Source organism: Bacillus sp. ABP14 (assembly GCF_001831375.1).
Taxonomy (GTDB): domain Bacteria; phylum Bacillota; class Bacilli; order Bacillales; family Bacillaceae_G; genus Bacillus_A; species Bacillus_A paranthracis.
The window spans coordinates 1,652,182-1,671,467 of sequence record NZ_CP017016.1 but is presented as its reverse complement, the minus strand read 5'-3'; the positions used below and the strand labels follow the sequence as shown (position 1 = coordinate 1,671,467).

18 protein-coding genes and 2 pseudogenes are annotated in these 19,286 nt (G+C 33.1%); 8 read left to right on the top strand and 12 right to left on the bottom strand.

Annotated elements, in window-relative coordinates:
* Window positions 1-86 precede the first annotated feature (86 nt).
* On the bottom strand, window positions 87-2,903 hold the full coding sequence (locus BGI23_RS08800; protein ID WP_070805706.1) for an AAA domain-containing protein: 2,817 nt from the start codon (window positions 2,901-2,903) through the stop codon (window positions 87-89).
* A 407-nt stretch (window positions 2,904-3,310) separates the two neighbouring features.
* On the opposite strand from BGI23_RS08800, the pseudogene BGI23_RS27220 reads away from it, so the two are divergent.
* Window positions 3,311-3,409: pseudogene (locus tag BGI23_RS27220) on the top strand (IS3 family transposase); the annotation flags it as partial.
* A 53-nt stretch (window positions 3,410-3,462) separates the two neighbouring features.
* Here BGI23_RS27220 and dsdA read toward each other — a convergent pair.
* Window positions 3,463-4,797 (bottom strand): D-serine ammonia-lyase, encoded by a 1,335-nt coding sequence (dsdA, locus tag BGI23_RS08795; protein ID WP_070805705.1) that lies wholly within the window; start codon window positions 4,795-4,797, stop codon window positions 3,463-3,465.
* 150 nt (window positions 4,798-4,947) lie between these two features.
* Between dsdA and BGI23_RS08790 the strand changes: the two genes are divergently transcribed.
* Window positions 4,948-5,493, top strand: coding sequence for a helix-turn-helix domain-containing protein (locus BGI23_RS08790; protein ID WP_000427640.1), 546 nt, complete (start codon window positions 4,948-4,950; stop codon window positions 5,491-5,493).
* A 50-nt stretch (window positions 5,494-5,543) separates the two neighbouring features.
* Here the strand turns inward: BGI23_RS08790 and BGI23_RS08785 are convergent, their stop codons facing one another.
* The 5 genes from BGI23_RS08785 to BGI23_RS08765 all read right to left on the bottom strand — a co-directional run bounded on the left by BGI23_RS08785 (window position 5,544) and on the right by BGI23_RS08765 (window position 8,583).
* Window positions 5,544-6,224 (bottom strand): prolipoprotein diacylglyceryl transferase family protein, encoded by a 681-nt coding sequence (locus BGI23_RS08785; RefSeq protein ID WP_070807287.1) that lies wholly within the window; start codon window positions 6,222-6,224, stop codon window positions 5,544-5,546.
* A 17-nt stretch (window positions 6,225-6,241) separates the two neighbouring features.
* Complete coding sequence (locus BGI23_RS08780) at window positions 6,242-6,796, bottom strand: TlpA family protein disulfide reductase (protein WP_070805704.1); 555 nt, start codon at window positions 6,794-6,796, stop codon at window positions 6,242-6,244.
* A 55-nt stretch (window positions 6,797-6,851) separates the two neighbouring features.
* Window positions 6,852-7,664, bottom strand: coding sequence for a M56 family metallopeptidase (locus BGI23_RS08775; RefSeq protein ID WP_070805703.1), 813 nt, complete (start codon window positions 7,662-7,664; stop codon window positions 6,852-6,854).
* Between the two features lie 4 nt (window positions 7,665-7,668).
* Window positions 7,669-8,082: a BlaI/MecI/CopY family transcriptional regulator gene (locus tag BGI23_RS08770; protein WP_070805702.1), complete on the bottom strand. Its 414-nt coding sequence runs from the start codon at window positions 8,080-8,082 to the stop codon at window positions 7,669-7,671.
* A 102-nt stretch (window positions 8,083-8,184) separates the two neighbouring features.
* Window positions 8,185-8,583: a DUF3942 family protein gene (locus tag BGI23_RS08765; protein WP_001983153.1), complete on the bottom strand. Its 399-nt coding sequence runs from the start codon at window positions 8,581-8,583 to the stop codon at window positions 8,185-8,187.
* Between the two features lie 393 nt (window positions 8,584-8,976).
* On the opposite strand from BGI23_RS08765, the gene BGI23_RS08760 reads away from it, so the two are divergent.
* On the top strand, window positions 8,977-9,675 hold the full coding sequence (locus BGI23_RS08760) for a peptidase E (RefSeq protein ID WP_070805701.1): 699 nt from the start codon (window positions 8,977-8,979) through the stop codon (window positions 9,673-9,675).
* 56 nt (window positions 9,676-9,731) lie between these two features.
* Here the strand turns inward: BGI23_RS08760 and BGI23_RS08755 are convergent, their stop codons facing one another.
* Together BGI23_RS08755 and BGI23_RS08750 are read right to left on the bottom strand one after the other, a co-directional pair.
* On the bottom strand, window positions 9,732-11,141 hold the full coding sequence (locus BGI23_RS08755; protein ID WP_070805700.1) for an MATE family efflux transporter: 1,410 nt from the start codon (window positions 11,139-11,141) through the stop codon (window positions 9,732-9,734).
* 97 nt (window positions 11,142-11,238) lie between these two features.
* A complete protein-coding gene (locus BGI23_RS08750; RefSeq protein ID WP_001280289.1) occupies window positions 11,239-12,003 on the bottom strand; it encodes a DUF2087 domain-containing protein in 765 nt (254 codons plus the stop codon).
* A 225-nt stretch (window positions 12,004-12,228) separates the two neighbouring features.
* Here BGI23_RS08750 and BGI23_RS27210 point away from each other — a divergent pair, with 225 nt between their 5' ends.
* Entirely contained in the window at window positions 12,229-12,402 is a 174-nt protein-coding gene (locus tag BGI23_RS27210; RefSeq protein ID WP_000153821.1) for a hypothetical protein, read from the top strand.
* A 289-nt stretch (window positions 12,403-12,691) separates the two neighbouring features.
* Window positions 12,692-13,114 (top strand): PH domain-containing protein, encoded by a 423-nt coding sequence (locus BGI23_RS08740; RefSeq protein WP_000669080.1) that lies wholly within the window; start codon window positions 12,692-12,694, stop codon window positions 13,112-13,114.
* A 64-nt stretch (window positions 13,115-13,178) separates the two neighbouring features.
* Here the strand turns inward: BGI23_RS08740 and fumC are convergent, their stop codons facing one another.
* A complete protein-coding gene (gene fumC / locus BGI23_RS08735; protein ID WP_000456601.1) occupies window positions 13,179-14,567 on the bottom strand; it encodes a class II fumarate hydratase in 1,389 nt (462 codons plus the stop codon).
* 190 nt (window positions 14,568-14,757) lie between these two features.
* Here fumC and BGI23_RS28540 point away from each other — a divergent pair.
* Window positions 14,758-14,835: pseudogene (locus BGI23_RS28540) on the top strand (SDR family NAD(P)-dependent oxidoreductase); the annotation flags it as partial.
* Window positions 14,836-14,935: 100 nt separating this feature from the next.
* Here the strand turns inward: BGI23_RS28540 and nhaC are convergent.
* Both nhaC and BGI23_RS08725 read right to left on the bottom strand, forming a co-directional pair.
* On the bottom strand, window positions 14,936-16,339 hold the full coding sequence (nhaC, locus tag BGI23_RS08730; protein WP_000843974.1) for a Na+/H+ antiporter NhaC: 1,404 nt from the start codon (window positions 16,337-16,339) through the stop codon (window positions 14,936-14,938).
* A gap of 332 nt (window positions 16,340-16,671) precedes the next feature.
* Window positions 16,672-17,331 carry a class I SAM-dependent methyltransferase gene (locus BGI23_RS08725; protein WP_001104682.1) on the bottom strand — a complete coding sequence of 220 codons (660 nt, stop codon included), beginning with the start codon at window positions 17,329-17,331 and terminating at the stop codon, window positions 16,672-16,674.
* A 254-nt stretch (window positions 17,332-17,585) separates the two neighbouring features.
* Between BGI23_RS08725 and BGI23_RS08720 the strand changes: the two genes are divergently transcribed.
* Both BGI23_RS08720 and BGI23_RS08715 read left to right on the top strand, forming a co-directional pair.
* On the top strand, window positions 17,586-18,551 hold the full coding sequence (locus tag BGI23_RS08720; RefSeq protein ID WP_070805699.1) for a DMT family transporter: 966 nt from the start codon (window positions 17,586-17,588) through the stop codon (window positions 18,549-18,551).
* A 16-nt stretch (window positions 18,552-18,567) separates the two neighbouring features.
* A complete protein-coding gene (locus BGI23_RS08715; protein WP_070807286.1) occupies window positions 18,568-19,239 on the top strand; it encodes a GntR family transcriptional regulator in 672 nt (223 codons plus the stop codon).
* The last annotated feature ends 47 nt before the right edge of the window (window positions 19,240-19,286 follow it).

Genomic DNA, 19,286 nt, shown 5'->3' with positions numbered 1-19,286 from the left:
TATAAGATTCTTAGTTTTATATCTCTTATACCAAATTAGTTAGCAACTTCAATAAAATCAAGATAGAAAAAAATAAGGTAACACCCTTATTCTATCTTTACAGTTTCTTTCGATAAATATTTAAAAGCTGTATCAAAATATTCCTTTTTTCCCCAAGTATCTGAATTCCCAATTACAACAAAATATTTTTTTGCTCTGCTTGCTGCAACGTTTAATAGATTCGGAGTGCTGGATGCCCAATCTAACGGTCCTGTTTGCTGATCATCTACTCCTAAAACTAAAATAACTAATGGGGCTTCTTTTCCTTGGAAAGTATGAACCGTTCCGATTTCTATTTTTTTGTTTTCTACTGAATTTTTGTTTAACTGTTTTAACTTTTGAACCACACTTACAAAAGGTGAAATAATGTAGCAATCTTTCCCTGGATTATTTTGCGTAAACTTATTGGCAATCTCAATTGCTTTTTTTCCTTGCTCTGAAATATAGTGATTTCCTGAACCAGTAGTTCTTCCTCCAATATTCAACCATTGACTCATGTACATTGGGTCCTGTACCATATCTTTGTTCTTAGTCGCATGTAACATTTTGTCTTGGTATGTTGTTTTATTACATATCTCAAACATAGGGCTGTCACAACGTCTATGAACACGAAGCGGTGAGCCCAACCACTTTGTGTTATTTTTGGAGTCAATCATTGTTCCACCAAATTTGTTATTAAGATCAGCAAATTCTTGTACACTTACTTCACTTCTAGTTAAATGATGGAAAAATGAGCTTTCACTCGTAATTCCAGCACTTTCGTTTGCTATTAATTTGAGTTGATCATCACTCAACGTTACAACCGGAGGTATTTGTAATGGATCACCTACCACCACAACATTTCTAGAACGCCAAATGGCTCCAATTGCAGATTGTGGTGTAGCTTGACCTGCCTCATCAATAAACAGCCAACCAATATCTTCCGTTTTCAAATCCCTTAAAAATCTTGAAACAGACGCAAAGGTTGAAGAAATTATAGGTGTAAGTAGGAATATGGTATCAAACATTGCTTGAATGAATTCTTCCCTTTGCTTTTCATTAATTTGAGAATCAAGATTCGCTTTTTCTTTCCCACCTAAAAAATAAGCCCTTGCTAAAGTTAAATTTTTTTCTATTTTGTCCTGATTTTCAATTAAGAAAGTACAATATTCATCCATCATTGTTTTGAATAGCTTACTCCGAACACAATTAATTCGATCTTCTTTATTATCACCATCAATATTAACAAATTGTTTTTGTGATGATTGCCACTTTTCGTCATCTATATCATCAAAGTTATCGTTTACTTGCACGGTTTTAATCATACTTGATATCTGTTGTTCTAAACTATCAAAGGAATACTCAGCATCTTCATGTATATTACACAGATCATTAAGCTCATCTGAAATATTTTGAAAATATTCCTTTATATTTGCTGATTTCCCCATTGCGGCTGATATTTTCCCCCAGCGACTTTCGACCTTACTATATCCTAAAAACTTGTAATTGTTTTTCATTAAGTCCTCATCTTTAGGCAAATCCATACTTATATTTTCAACAGCAGCATTATTATTTGATGTTACTAAAATACGGTATTCTTTAAGTTTTGAATGAAATGAATAATAATAATCCTCTTGTCCCTCAGAAAATTGTATTTTTGTAAATAAATCCTGTGTTTCCTTTAAAAACTTTACTTTCTCAAAAATAATATTTGCAAACACATCTTTTAATAATGTAGTTTTACCAGTACCGGGAGGACCGTTTACAGAAAAAATAAAACCCTCTTTTTCCTTTGAATTTGCAATTATAAGATTTAAAGCTACCTGCTGCATAAGTCCTAGAGGAAAACCTGAAGGCCATCTTGTTATTGGGATATTTCGTAAAATTCTTTTTATCTCACTAACACTGTTATTATCAAAAAAGTCTACTCTTTCTCCTGAATTTTTTAATAGTTCCCAGTTATCTAAGGCTAAATATGTCTTTAATGCTTTACCTACCTTTTCATGCTTAATGTTATATTTTACTTCCTCTAAATCTTCAATATAGAAACTATTTACTCCAACATATTCTTTGTATGTAAGTCGAATATTCTTTTCGTAATTCTTATCACTAGAAAATCGAAAAACTCCCTCTTTATCGAAGTGGCTATGTTTTATGTATGATTTCAATGTGCTTTGAATGTTTCGAGAAAGTTCTAACCAGTTTTTATATCTAACATGTATAAATTTTATAGCCCTGGCCAATTCTATGTGTTCTTCAGACTCAGTAAACTCTAAATCATTACTTATTTTACTATAATTTCCACCTTCGATTACTGACGTTATTGTACTTATTAAATCCATCTCTAATTCTTTCAAACTTTTTCCAGGTCGGAGAAAATACTTAATTATAGGACTAACTACCACACTGGATTCTATCGTTGTATCCTTTATTCGCTTAAGCATATGATCTAATTGAATATGAATAAGAAAACTATTAGGAAATCCTTGAAAATCAGTAAAACTAATTTTCTTATCAAATTCATTAGAAAAGTATCTTAGCACTTCTTCTTTTGCAACAGGTAAATAGAATAACGATGCTTTTGCATCCATTAAATACTTACCTTTTGCACTTTCTCTCTTTTTTTGTAGAAATATTTGCATATAATTTTGAGGTAAACCATTAGGCCTTATAAAGTTGAAGTAATCAATAGTTGGTTCTTTATGAAAATAATTTTTTAAATTAAAAAGGCTTAATGATTCTTTATCACAATTCATAAAGTTAAAATGTTCTAGTTCAATAAAATAGTTCATTATTTTTGAGGCTAGTTCTTTATGGTTGTTATTCTTAATTTCTTTCTTTTTACTATTAAAAATTAAAGAAAATACTTTCTTTAAACCTCTCATTATGAATCTCCTTTGTTAAAAATATATTTCCACCTAAATTATACCAAAAATTCTATTAGAATATAGGCACATTATTTCTAATTCCCCTATAAGGAGCTAACACTAGTTTTTTATTTGTAATAATTTCACAACCTGGGGTAGCACCACATGCCCATCAAGCTAACCAATTAAATTACTAGATACGAAATGATTCTTGTTTCAAAACTAGCAAGTGTTAAAAAAGTAGGCATGCTAAAGAAGCCTATTAAAATGCGATTTTTTCGCTAGGCAGCTTGTCTATGCTTTACCGTCGTTTTATACACAATCCCTAGAATATCTAAGACGGTCATCTTCTTATACCTATGACATTTACGACCGTTTTTTTTGAGCAGCTGATAAAGGCGATGCAGAATTAATTAAAGGCAAAAATAAACCATTATATGGTTTACTATAACAATTATCGATATCAATGGAACTTAAAAAAGATGACCCCTATTCAATATAGGAATCATCTTCTAATTGCTTAATCTCTTTTTTTAGTGTGTCCTTGACATAGGTACCAGTTTATACAGCCCCATTTTTATTTATACGTTACTTCCACCCCTGTTTTATAATACCCATTCATCACGTCTTCGGGAACCATACTTCCACCAGTTCCCCACACAATATGAGTACCTTTCTTCATCTTCTCTATTAACTGTTGTTTTTTTAAATACGTATCTTCTTTGAATACTTTCACTGGCCCTATCATACCCGCTAATGCAGAAGGTTCTAAATAAATATTTTCTGTATCTGCTAGCTCTTTCAACAATCTATATAACTCTTCATCACTTACTGTGTAATTTCCACTCAAAAATGGTTCTATCGTTTTACCGACAAATCCAGACGGTCTTCCTACCGCTAGTCCGTCCGCGTCTGTTACATTATCGATTCCGATATCTTGAACGGCAATTTTATCATGAAGTCCTGTCATTAAACCGAGTAACATACATGGAGAATGCGTAGGTTCGGCAAAGAAACAGTGTACGTTGTCTTTATACAATAACTTTAAACCAAATGCGACGCCGCCAGGCCCGCCCCCTACTCCGCATGGTAGATAAACGAATAACGGATGTTCTTCATCCACTACAATCTCTAACTCTACTAATTGTTTTTGTAAACGCGATGCTGCTACTGCGTATCCTAAAAATAAATCATGTGAGTTTTCATCATCTACAAAATAACAGCTAGGATCTGCATCTGCTTGCCTTCTTCCTTCTTCTACAGCTTTACTGTAATCAGCTTCATATTCAATAACATTTACACCTTTACTTCTTAATAAATCTTTTTTCCATTGTTTCGCGTCTGCTGACATATGAACCGTTACGTTAAAACCTAGTTTCGCACTCATAATCCCAATGCTTAGCCCTAAATTCCCTGTTGAACCGACCGCAATTGAATATTTGGCAAAAAACTCTCTACATGTATCACTATCTAAAATGGAATAATCATCTTCTTCTGTTAACATACCATGCTGCAAAGCTAATTGTTCAGCGTGTTTCAACACTTCATAAATGCCGCCTCTAGCTTTAATTGATCCTGATATCGGGAGATGACTATCACATTTTAATAATAATTCTCCTAATATAGGTTGCTCGTAATTTTTCTCTAAAGACTGTTTCATAGAAGGTATCTTCACTAAAGGTGATTCTATAATACCGCCTGTGTCTTTCGTTTCAGGAAAAACTTTCGCAATGTATGATGCAAAACGCTTTAACCTCTCCTCCGCATCTTTTACATTCTCTTCACTGAGTGGCGAATCTTTTATTGCCGTTTCATACTTTTCCATGTTCGGATTCAGCCAAAACACTTCTTCTATTTCAATCAATTTATTTAATAGTGGATATTCCTCTTTTAATTTCTCTATTTCCTTCATTCCTCTTCCTCCTCATCACCTTGTAGCTTGCGATTTAATAAATTATAATTAAATTAATTTTAATATAGTTTAACATAAATTATCCACTTTTGTTAATTTTAATTTAATTTATTTAAATATAATTTAATAATTAGTAAGGAGATTTTCATTATGGAAAATATAGATATTGGTAAAAAAATTGAAAAACAAAGAAAAGAAAAAGGTTTAACGAGTAAAGAACTTGCAAAGATGGCTGATATTACACCATCTATGTTAAGTCAAATAGAGCGTGGATCTGCTAACCCTTCTATCCAAACATTAAAAGTACTCGCTAAGGCTCTTGATGTTCCAACATTTAGCTTTTTACTTGAGGATACAAATACAGACGATTTAATTGTACGTTCTCATAAACGCAAAAAAATGATTATCGATAATTTATCATATGAAATGCTATCACCTGATTTCACAGGAAATTTAGCAACAGCAATTATGACCGTCCCGCCGAATACAGCTTCATCAGAAAATGTACTAGAACATAAAGGTGAAGAATTAGCATTTGTATTAGAAGGGAAAATCACATTACATTTAAATGAAGAAGAATACATATTAGAAACGGGTGATAGCGTAAAAATACCCGCTTATTTAAAACATAAATGGGTAAATCAATTCGAGAAAAATGCCATTGTTTTATTTTCTGTTACTCCGCCGATTTTTTAATAGATGTAATAAAAATAGCCACGTGCGGATTCCTCCATACATGGCTATTTTTATCTTTTCGGAACGAACAAAATCCCTAAACTCATAACACAAAAACTTAGTATTTGCTGCATCGATAAACCAAATAGAACCGAATTCTGTTCACTAACAAGCGAAATAATAATATGAGCAAACCCCTCAATAATTAGAAAAACACTTATATTCTTTCCATTTCCAAGCCTTTCATTTTTCATCCATAACAAGCCCACTATACAAAGAGCCAGAATGATCTCGTATGCGAATATAGGATGATATAAAAAATTAGATTCATATACTGTCACACCCCAAGGCAATGTCGTTTGTACTCCTACTTTTTTGTGGAATAAAAAATAAAAAATAATACTCATACATAGCGCAATAGGTAATGCATCAAGTAAAGTACGAAGCGAAAATTGCCCCTTTTTACTTTTCCAAACAATGTATACACTTGCAATTATGCATCCTACTACAATATGTTTCGTACTTCCTATAGCTAATAATGCTTGCAGTGGCGACCTAATAGCCCATACTGGATTTAAAATTGCCGGTGCAAATTTCCATACAAATACGATGATAAGAAAAGCATTTGTTACTGCATCCATCATTTTTTCATATGGTACACTTTCGTTCTTCATCTTTCGTTTCATCAACATAAATCCAAATAAACTTCCAATTATAAGAGATACGGGTTGTAACCTCACGATCCACTCCATCACTATGAAATCCCCTCTTAACTCTCAATTAATTTCTTGAATTTCTCTTCTAATTGATCTGGAGGTAGTACGCCTCGTACTTGCTCTACGATAATTCCATCTTTATTAACAAAAAATGTAGTTGGTAAAGAAAACACTTTATAATCTAATCCGGCTACTCCGTCCATATCTAGTAAAACAGGAAACTTAAATCCGTGACGATCCGCAAAAGCGCTCGCTTCTTGCACTGGATCTCCTATTGTTGCATTTACCGCAAAGATTTCAACATCCTTTTTATATTTATCATACATACGAACTAAGTCAGGTGCCTCCATTTCACATGGACCACACCATGATGCCCAAAAATTAATAAGATATGGTTTACCTTTTGCATCATTTAACGAATACAGCTTCCCGTCTAATCCTTTTAATGTTATGTCTGGTGCTTTAAATCCTACTTGTGGTAATACTTCTGTTTTTTGTAATTCCGCTTGTTTCGCTTTTCTTTCTTTTTCTTCTTTCTTTGTATTATAAAAATTCACTCCGGCCCAAATTAATGCCCCAGCCAGTATAATAGCAATTAGTTTCTTCACTTTTCTTCCTCCCAAAACACTACATAAAGTAGTGTTAATTCTTAAAAAAAAGAGGCTATATGCACTCTCCGACAATCAGTACAACCGACATACAGAATAAACCTACTGTTACATATACCGAATTCGTATGTAACGGAATAGTAAGCTTAACAACTTTTTCATGTAACACTTGCTCAATTCGTAAATTTATTGCTGTTTTTGCAAATGAAGCTGTCACACATCGGTTTTCCATTGCCTTTATTTTAATTAATTTTAATAACGCGCTACCTAACTCAAACGAAGACTCCATTTTTTGCATCGCATATTTATCAGCAGCTAGCTCCTGATACGTATGATACCGCTGTAACAACCCTTTTAATATCGGTATGTACATCATTCCTTCTGCTAATAACGTAAAACAAAATAATTTTAGCGGATCTCGATTGTTTTGATGATATTCTTCATGAAAAATAATCGCATCCATTTCTTCATCTGAAAATGTTTGAAGCATCCCTTCTGACACGACAACTTTCGGACGAAATAATCCAATTGTAAATGCCGCAACTTCCGCAGTCGGCAATATATATATTTGTTTTCCTTTTCGAACGAAGGCGATAAGTACTTTTTGTAATCTTTTAGTATCGAAAAATTGTCGCCATATTCTTTTGCACACGATAAACACAGTAAGTAGTAAAAATCCAGCAATTATAATACGAATGAGCGATAATTCTTTCATATGTTTTTCTAACTGAAACAAGCAAAAATTCGAAAGAAAGAACGCCTTATTTTGAAACAGAAATGGATATGTAACGTAATACAATAGCATACTAAAAAAGAGGGAACTAACAATGACTGCTAACAATACGATTTTACGCATTTGCCATTTCATTTCATTAATCCTCTTTTTTTAACTGAATCAATTTATCTTCTAACTTTTTTATTAAAGTCGGATCAACTTGCTCTAACTCATCTAGCATATGATTTACAACTAAATCTCCAAATTCCCCCATCAATTCCTGTGTCATTTTCTTCGTTTGATTGGATAAGAATTCTTCTTTTGTTTGTACAGCACGATATATGCCACTTCTTTTCACAGTCTGTTTTTCTAAATGTAATTTCTCTACTAACCTGTTCATAACTGTCATCACAGTATTAAAATTCACAGGTGATTCTTCGCTTAATTTCTGCTGTACTTCTTTAATCGTAATACCCTCGCTAGACCAAACAATCTCCATAATTTTTGCTTCAAGCGGTCCAAAGAAATGATTTAACCCTTGCTCATTTAGCTTATAGTTTTGAGTAAACATAATGCGGCTCCTTTCACACTACGAATTGTAGTACAAATTACATGAAAGGTCAAACGTAAATGATATATACAAAAATGAACTACCTATCATAGGCAATTCCATTCATTTTAAACCTAATTTTTCACCAAATGTATCAAAGAGATACTGCTCTAATATTTGTACACTAAACTTCTCATTACGTCCAAGTGCAAACAATTCCCGATCTTTCGCTACGATAGTATCTAACGGGATAACGACATTATCCACTATTTTTGTAATTTCAATGATGTTACTTTTTACATTTACCTCTGTTTTAAATTCAATGTTTTCTAATACGATATGTGAGCGTCTTCCTGATGCAAAAAAAGTAAAGTTAGGATTTTTATAAATACCAATTTCACTCTCTAGCGGATATAAATATTGAAAAATGATATCTCTATGTCCATCTTTTATTATTTTTTCATCCTTCTCATCATCCAAGTATTCCTTCACCTTCGTTGTAAATTCAAATCGAAAATCCACTTTTTTCACGCTCCCTCTTTGTATTTTTATATTAAATAAATATATTGAAATAATTTTACCATATTGTAATACAACTTCCTATTAAAAGTAAAAACTCATTTGTAAAATCTCTATTATTTTCAATTCTTTTTTAAAGGATAATCACTCATTCAATATGAATACATGCTTCTTTATATCCATTTAAACATATTGTTTCCATATTTTGAAACAATAGTATGAAGTATTATATATTAATAAATTGTTTCTAATTCATTTCCCAATATAACCAGCCTTTGCTTTATTATTCCGATATATTTAAACTATATTTTCTACTTAATCATTACATCACAGAAGGAATGTAACTCTCTTCTATCGAATTTTTATATAACGAAAATGATTAGGTGGTGCTTTACTATGAAATTAGCTGTCATTGGTGGCGGTGATTTACAAGATTCAAATCACTCGCCTATTAATGAGCGACTTATAGAATTAACAAATAAACAGTATCCGAAAGTATTATTCATTCCTACAGCTAGTCATGATGATGAAAGCTATATAAAATTATTTTTAGACACATTCGAAAAACAATTACACTGTGACGTACAAATTTTACGTATTATAGCCGATACACCTTCTAAATATGAAATAGACGAAATGATTCAGTCAGCTGATTTAATTTATCTCGGTGGCGGGAACTATATTCACATGCTTACACAATGGAAAGAACATAAACTAGATGAGAAATTATTATATGCTTTGCAACAAGGAACGCTCATTGCAGGATGCAGCGCTGGTGCTATGTGTTGGTTCACATCTAGCATTCGATCAGATTATGAAGGATCTGGTTATATAGAGAGCAACGGCTGGGGCATTGTGAACAAAAGGTTTTGTCCACATTATAATCAATTAAATAGAATGAACGCCTTCCATTCCTTTTTACAAAATCATCAAGGTAATATAGAAGGCATTGCACTAGAGGATAATTGCGCCTTATATATTACAGAAGAATCTTTTGAAATTATCGGTGAACCAGAAAAAGCGTGGGAGTTTTACATGAGTAATAATAAACTCATTAGACAACATTTTGATATTACTTTAAAAAGCTATTTGTAAATCTGCACTTATAAAAAATGTCCCTAAGTATAGTAACTTAGGGACATTTTTAGTGTTTAACTCACTAATCGTGTAATTCGTTTCTTCTGCCATGAAAGCTTATAATATGCATATTGCAAGATTAAGCTAACAATAAATGCTGCTGGGTATCCAATCCATATCCCTTCTATGCCAAGACTTGTATGGTAAGAAAGGTAATACGCTACAGGTACTTCAACAAGCCAAATTGATACGACGCCAATAACAGTTGGCCATAATACTGTACCGCTTGCTCGCATTGTCGCACTAATAATTTGCGCATGACCGAAAATTAAATAACTCCATAATGTGATCATAACTAGGCTATGAGCAATTTCAATTGTAGTTTGACTCGTTAAAAATAGTGCTAGAATGTCTCTTGAGAACAAGTAAATGAGAGATATTAGCACACCACCGATGACGTAGTTCATAATAATTCCAGCCTTCACAACTTTCTGCAATCGATCAAATTGATTCGCACCAATTGATTGTGCAGCAAAAATGGAGACTGTAATACCAAGGCTAACGGCTGGCATTTGTACATAACTTGCAACTTGGTTCACAACGCCATATGCCGCTGTTGCATCCGAACCGTAACGATTTACAAACGCGATTACCGCAATTTCTGATAATGAAACTAATATCATATTAATACTCGCTGGAATACCGAGTCGTAGTAATAGCTTTAATAAACCCCAATCCATTCGAAGATATTTCCTTACCGTACTATCTAATTGTAGTGGGTGATTTTTCTTCTTTAAATACACTAACATGACAATAAACGTAATAACTGTAGATATAACAGAGGCATAGGCTGCTCCATAAACGTCTAATTTCGGAGCTCCTAACCATCCAAAAATAAGGATTGGTAATAAGATCATATTTAGCGCTGTACTTACAATTAAAAAGTAAAATGGCGTTTTAGAATCTCCTGTACCTCTCATAAACGTTGTGTATGCGAAATATAAAAATAAGATTGGCATCGATATAAATAAAATACGTGCATAATGTACACTTATTTCAATAATATTTTCTGGCGTTCCCATAAGGCGCATAATATCCATTGCAAAAATACTACCTACTATCGCTAACACAACTCCAATAATAAAAGTAAATGTCAACGTCGTACCAACAATCGCTTTTAAACGATCTTCGTTTTTTGCCCCAAATGCCTGACCTATTAAAATAGAACTACCTGAACCAATACCAATTACAAATGAAACGAGTAAGAAAAATAGAGGAAAGAATGCCGATATGGCCGCTAAATCATTCACTCCAAGCCATCTTCCTACTACTACCATACCGAATAATTGTCCAACCGATTGTAATACATTACTTAATAGTAACGGTACCAAAAACATCGACATCGATTTCCAAATCGGTTTACTCTCACTTTTTAACTTCTGTGACTCCGCACCTTCTTTATTATTATCTGTAGGTGGTTTCAAATTTCATTTCTCCTTTTATTAAAAATCTTTTTTCAACTTCTATCTCTTTGTATAGTTGTTATAACGGTGTGCTTCTATTCATTTTCTTCTCCCTATATTATAACTTCACCCAATATTGGCTTCCATCAGCTGTTCTATCTAAAAACCCGTATTCGATTAAATATCTTCTTAAAGTTACAAAATCCGGGTATACGCTTTCTATAATAGCATTTACTTCTTTTTCAGTGTACTTTTTATGACTATCAAACTTCGTCACTAAATGACGTAATATAATTAATTTACGCTTTTGCTTTTTTGGAAATTTAGAAAGCGGTCCATCTAATCCCTCTGTAAAATGCGTTTTTAATACTTCATCATTTTCTTCTTCTGTAATATTGTAACGATCATCTACCATCGTTGCTGTTCTATGAATGGGTACAAATTTCGTTTGTACTTTTGATTTTTCTTCTGACAGTTCCATTAACGCTAAAAACACTTTCGCTTGCTTCATTTTCTCTCGAAGTGTAAACCGATGATTGCGGATGGTTGAAGTACTTCCGCCATCCATCTCTTTCACAATCTCTTTGTCATTCAGCCCCATATGGAAAAACTGAACCATCTTCTTTTGCAAATCCGTTAAACCCGTATACTTCTTATCAAGGTTTAATAAATAGTCAAACATAGATGTATGTTCGTTTTGCACATGCAATTGTACAAACTTCTCTGCTTCATACAAAACTTGATTATCTTGATAAATAACACCCTTAATAAACGTTTCTCCACAAGCTAAACAAATATACTCTTCCGTTTCCTCATCAAACACATACCCTTTTTTCAATTCCTCTACCGACGCATCCCAAAACTTCTCCGAAATATCGCTCATACTAAACACTCCTTTAAAATGTCCGTTTTAAAATAAACAAATTTCAATAACGTTTATTATCACTTCATCATCTTAACATAAACGAAATAAACATTTCAATGTTTCGTTTACCTATTTTTCAGACCTTTATAAAAAACGTCTATAAAATATTCTTCAAAAAGGACATGAAGCAATAAAAAGCGAATGTATTTAATAAATAAATTACGATAGGATGTGAAACAAAACATGACTATTCTGCACGACCCTTGGTTTACTGTTAAACAAATTGCCCAAAATACATATGCAATTAGTGAATATGGACATTGGGAGAAAGTACATTCAATTTTAACTACAAAAAAGGTGTTTCCGTATACGAAAACACCTTTATCTTTTAAAGATTCTATTTACAGTCTCAACTAAAACCTTACTTGCTTGTACAAATGTATGCTTTCGGTTTCTATCTTCAACAAATGTATTAGCACAACTCCCCATAATCATCATACAACTAATTATGACTAACACTATCTTTCTATTCTTGTAAGTCACTTCATGCCACTCCACTATTACAAAACTTCTTTTGAATTTATCCCATCAAGAAATTTTACATGAATAATAAAACGTGTGAATATGCAATTATGCATATTCACACGTTTTATTACGATGTTATGATTTAATTTAGTTAAAGTACACGTATACCGAGGTGACTAACTTGAAATTTAAAGCGAAAAAAAATCCATTTCACGTCATTTTTATTACATTATTTATCATGATTTTTTTCATTTCACTATTTTTCCAAAATGAAAATTCTATTTTTTTCACCCTCATGATGCTGCTAAATATCGTGAATCTTTCTTCATTCTATTTCTCTCACTATAACGTAACGGAATCATCTCTTTTCGTAAAACATGGTTTCATACTACGTACTGAAATTCCCTTTGAAGATATTCGCCACATTAAATACTCTGGTAAAAAACTTCATTCAAAGAAATGGACTAGACAGCAATTAGAAATCCATTATAATTTATTCGACTCTGTGACAACTTTCGTACCACAAGAAGAAGAAAAATTCATTGCACTTTTAAAAGAAAACTGCCCACATATGAAAATATTGAATATGTCTGCTAACAAATAATATATTTTGGCACTTACAGTAATAAAAAAACCAAGATTCTAAACAAAGAATCTTGGCGTTTTTATTACTCTTTCGGAGCAATCATTTTTTTCGGATCGACAATTTCATCAAATTGTTCTTCTGTTAGTAATCCAGATTGCAATGCTGCTTCTTTTAAAGTTAACCCTTCTTTATGAGCATGCTTCGCAATTTTCGCTGCATTTTCATATCCGATATGCGGGTTTAATGCAGTAACAAGCATTAATGAACGATTCACATTCTCTTTAATGACTTCTTCATCTGCTTCAATACCAACTGCACAATTATCATTAAATGAAACAATTGCATCTGCTAATAAGTGAGCAGATTGTAAGAAGTTATATGCAATAACAGGTTTAAATACATTTAACTCAAAATTGCCTTGGCTCGCTGCAAATCCGATTGTTGCGTCATTTCCCATCACTTGTGCTACAACCATCGTTAACGCTTCACTTTGCGTTGGATTTACTTTACCTGGCATAATAGAGCTTCCTGGCTCATTTGCTGGAATAATAATTTCTCCTAGCCCACTACGTGGACCACTTGCCAGCCAGCGCACATCGTTAGCGATCTTCATTAAATCCGCTGCTAATGCTTTCAATGCCCCATGCGTATATACAACTTCATCATGACTCGTTAATGCATGGAATTTATTTGGTGCAGACATAAATTGCTTACCTGTAAATTGGCTAATTTCCTCAGATACCATCTCACCAAATTTAGGATGGGCGTTTATACCTGTTCCAACTGCAGTACCACCAATCGCAAGCTCTTTCATATATGTATTGCTCTCTGCAATCATACGCTCTGTTTTTTCAAGCATACGGTGCCATCCACTAATTTCTTGTCCTAATGTTAACGGTGTCGCATCTTGTAAATGTGTACGACCAATTTTTATAATATGTTCAAATGCTTTTACTTTTTCTGCTAACGTTTCTTTTAATTTCGTAATTGCTGGTAACACGTGATTTTCTACTGCGAGTACACATGCTACATGAAGCGCAGTTGGGAAAGTATCATTTGAACTTTGAGACATGTTCACATCATCATTCGGATGAATATGTACGTCAAACCCTTTCTCTTTCAAAATTTGATTCCCTCGGTTTGCAATTACTTCATTCACATTCATGTTTGACTGCGTACCACTACCTGTTTGCCATACGACAAGTGGAAAATGTTCATTCCATTTCCCTGCTATCACTTCGTCAGCTGCTGTCACAATTGCTTCTGCTTTTTCTTCTGATAGCTTTCCTAATTTTTTATTAGTAAGTGCTGCACTCTTCTTTAAAATGGCAAATGCTTTTACAATTTCAAGCGGCATTTGCTCTGTTCCAATCGGGAAGTTTTCTTTACTACGTTGTGTTTGTGCTGCCCATAATTTATCAGCTGGAACTTTTATTTCTCCTATTGTATCTCTTTCAATTCTGTACTCCATTTTTTCATCCCCTTGAAAATAAAATACCTACATTTCTTATAATAACAGACTTCCCTTTAAATGATAAGAATTCTCACTCATATAAATAGATATTTTATATTTATTTTAAAAACTCCTCTTGACCTAAACTTAAGTTTAGGTTGTATTCTTTCCTTTGTAACCTACTATAACAATACTGGAGGAATTCAATATGAAAAAATATGCTTTCATAACAGTTGCAAATAAAGGAATTGGATATGAACTTGTTCATCAATTAGCAGAAACAGATACAACAAAAAATTGCTAAATATGAGGATGAGATAACCTCTTCAACTCCTATTACAAAATAAAAAATCACCTTCTACAACACGTAGAAGGTGATTTTTTATTTATGATGCTTCTTTTCCTTTTTCAGCATCATCTACATACCAAATGAACTTGCCTGTATATCCGTAAATAACTGCTAAAATTAACGATACGAAGCTTAACCACATAAATGGAATGTATGATATCGTCGCAACACCTAAAATACCAGCCATAAAAATACCGTTATCCGACCATGGAACCATACCTGAAGTTAATGTTCCACCTACTTCTGAGTTACGCGCTAATACGCGGCGGTCGATTTTTAGTTTATCATAACTTTCTTGCATAATTTTCGGTGTTAAAATAAGTGATACGTACATCGCACAGCCAAATATGTTCGCTAAAAATGCAACGATTAATGTAGATAATGTTACATTACCAGCAGAATTTAATTTCTTTTCGAATTTTGATACGATTACTTTTAAAACACCTAATTTTTCAAGTAATCCACCAAACCCTAAACCAAAAATAATTACGGCTACTGAACCGAGCATACCGTTAATTCCGCCACGGTTTAATAACTTATCGACAAACTCAACGCCTGATTGAATTGAGAATCCGTTATATGCTGTTCCAATTGCGTCTCCAAAGTGCATTCCTTGGAAAACAGTTGCCCAAATTGCGCCAAGTAAAGCTCCCATTGCAATTGTAGGCATAGAAGGCTTCTTCATTGCTAATAGTACAATGACAATAATCGCCGGAACTAACATCCATATTTTAATATCAAAGTGTTTTAATAATGATTCCTTTAAAAATTCTACTCGATTTAAATCTACGTTATCTCCGCCATACATCCAACCAGCTACAGTAAACATAATGCTAGTAATAATATACGCTGGAACGTCTAATACAAGCATAGCTCGTACGTGTGCAATAACATCTACTTTTGCCATAGATGCTGCAAGTACTGTACTATCAGAAAGTGGCGATAATTTATCCCCGAAATAAGCACCTGAAAGAACTGCACCAGCAACAAGTGGTAATGGTAACCCAAGACCTTCACCAATCGCCATCATTGCAATACCTGCTGTTCCAACTGTTCCCCATGATGTTCCTGTCGCGATAGAAGTTATCGAACAAATAATTAATGTTGCTAATAGGAATATGCTAGGGTGAATAAATTCTAATCCATAATAAATTAATGTTGGTACTATCCCACCAGCAATCCATGTTCCAATTAAAGCACCTACTGCAACTAAAATGAGTATTGCTTCTAATCCGTTAGAAATCCCTTTCGTAATTGCATCTTGCAATTCTTGATAACGAAATCCTAATCTTAATCCAAGCGCAATTACTAAAAACCATGAAATAAATAGCGCTAATTGAATTGGGAGATCAAAAATCGTTTGGAAGGAAAAGACAACAGCAAGAAATAATAATAAAAGAACTATGATTTCTAGCATCGATGGTAATCTTACACTTTTCATTTTTTTCTCTCCTTACAAGTCGATAACATGACGTGTGTCGTCTTACATGTATGTAATATACAATTAGCGAAGACAAAACAAAATTTTCATATTATTTCGATTTATTTTTCCAGTATAATATATTGGACACCTTTTCTATTGTAAAAGTAGATGCTACTTTTCGCAATGGAAAATATAAAAAATGTTACATTTTTTATATTTAACAATCAAAGGGTAACTTTTTTAATATTTGCCAACATAAAACTTTTTACTATTATCCTCACCGTTTAAAGGAATATCATTATTCCCCACACAAAAAAGCATGCATCATTCAAATGATGCATGCTCCACTTTTATTTATACATATTTTGTATTTCTTCTTTATTTTTAAGTATTTCCACAAACTTATCGCTACAACCTTTCGGAAATAATACGCCGAGTCCATATGAATGCTGGAACTGAAAATGAGGGTGCTTTGCTGTGACTTCATCCCAAAACTTATACACGCCGAAGTTTCGATCTTTCACCTCAATATCATGAAATAACACAATACCGTTATTCGCAAGTTTCGGTAACCATGTTTTATAATCATGAGAAACTGCTTCATACGTATGATAGCCATCAATATGCAACAAGTTTATCGTTCCATCTTGAAATTGATCAACAGCCTCATCAAAAGTAGATCGAATTAAATTACCTATATTGGGATAGCTCATTTTCACCACTTTATCTACGATTTGGAAAACACCTTCTCCATATGGACCTGTATGCCCATCTCCAGTCCAAGTATCTACAGCAAAACATTTTGTAGATAATCCCCCATCCTTTACCCCTTGACAAAAACTGAAAAAAGAAGCGCCTAGATGTGTACCTAGCTCAACTAATATTTCTGGTTTTTCAAATCTTACTAAATCGTATGCGAACTCCAAATGCCCAAGCCACGCAGTATTCGCACGAATAAATGGACTAAAATTATCAAATTCAAATGTTGGTTTATGAGTAACCCAGTTCATCGCGTATCTCCTTCTACACATATTTTTAACAAACCAAATTACTCTTATCTTTATTTTTTTATCCTGTTGATTATGATTTAATTTTATAATTTTATCTCTCTTTATTTAACCTACTCACTTGTATCGTAAACGTAACTGAAAATACTATAATTCCCATTTCACAGTACAGAAATTTCAGTTTATTATTTGTTCATTTCGTGATATATTGCATATTGTATACAATATATTTTTTTGAAAGGAGGACTCCATACCTTATGGATCCAAATCGTTTAAAAGGAATCATTATGGTTGTAATTGGAGCTTGTTTATGGGGCTTGTCTGGAACAGCTGCACAACAACTTTTTCAATATGACAATATTTCTACTGAATGGTTAGTTACAATTCGATTGCTTATATCGGGCGTTATCTTGCTCATTATTTCATCATTCGGAACGAGAAAAAAAGAAATATTCAGCATATGGAAACAAAGATCTGATGCTACTAAAATGATATTGTTTGGCCTATTCGGTATGCTTGCTGTACAATACACGTACTTCGCTTCTATTAAAGAAGGAAATGCTGCCGTTGCAACATTATTGCAATATTTAGCTCCTATATTTATTACTATATACTTACTTTTCAAATGGAACGTTCGTCCATCAAAAATTGATTTTATTTCAATTACCCTTTCATTAGTAGGTACTTTCCTCTTACTAACAAACGGGTCTGTGCATAACTTAGCTGTTTCTACACCAGCTATTATTTGGGGGATTTTATCTGGATTATCTCTCGCTTTTTATAGTTTATATTCAAAGGGATTACTAGAAAGATGGTCTTCCTCTGTTATCGTTGGATGGGGCATGATTATTGGGGGTATTGGTGTAACGATTGTACACTTTATTTCTACGAAAGAATTTATTTTATTATCAACTGTGAAATATGTAAAATTAAGTACTCTACCGCTCATCACATTTGTCGTCATTTTTGGGACACTTATTGCCTTTTATTTATACTTAGACAGCATACGATACTTAACCCCGAAAGAAACGACATTATTCGGTTGTACAGAACCACTCGCAGCTATTATTTCTTCTGTACTTATATTACATGTACCATTTCAATCTTTTCAGTTATTAGGGGCCCTTTGTGTCATTGTAATGGTGCTTATCTTAAGCCAAAAACCGGATGAAGGGAAACCCGAATTAAAGCTTGTTCATGAGAAAAAGGAAAATATACAATGAAAGGATTGAATTCACTATGCCTATCCCTCAAAATAATAAAAAACTAGGAAGAGTTTCAGCAAAATCACTCGTTTTAAATCAACTACAAGATTGGATTATTGAAGGTGTACTGAAGCCCAATGAAAAAATTAATGATGGGGAACTGGCTGAAGCACTAGGAGTAAGCAGAACACCTGTAAGAGAAGCGCTTCAAATATTAGAGCTTTCTGGATTAGTGGAAATGGTACCTGGACAAAAAACAAAAATTGCTCCTATTCAGTTAGACGACATTCCGATCATTTATGAAACGATGGCTGGTCTTCACTCTATTATAGGAAAACAAGCACTTCAAAACATTACAGACGCTGATCTGAAGCTACTTTCTGAAATAAATGATGACTTTCAGTACTCTATAGAGAAAGAAAACACAAAACAAGCTTTACAACTAGATATACAATTTCACAATACCATTTCTTCTATTGCTAAAAATCAATATATTGAACCCTTTCTAGAAAATATGCAACTTCACGTCTTACGCCTTGAATATTTATTTTTCCAAAACTTTGTTCCAGCAAGTCAATCTATTGAAGAACATCACTCTATCATTCAAGCACTACAGAAGCAGGATGAAAAACAAATGGAACAAATGATGACTCAAAACTGGCTCCGTCCAATGAAAGAAATACAAAAAATAATTTCTACGAAATAAAAAGAGAGCTGGCTACACAAAATCGTAACCAGCTCTCTTTTTACTAA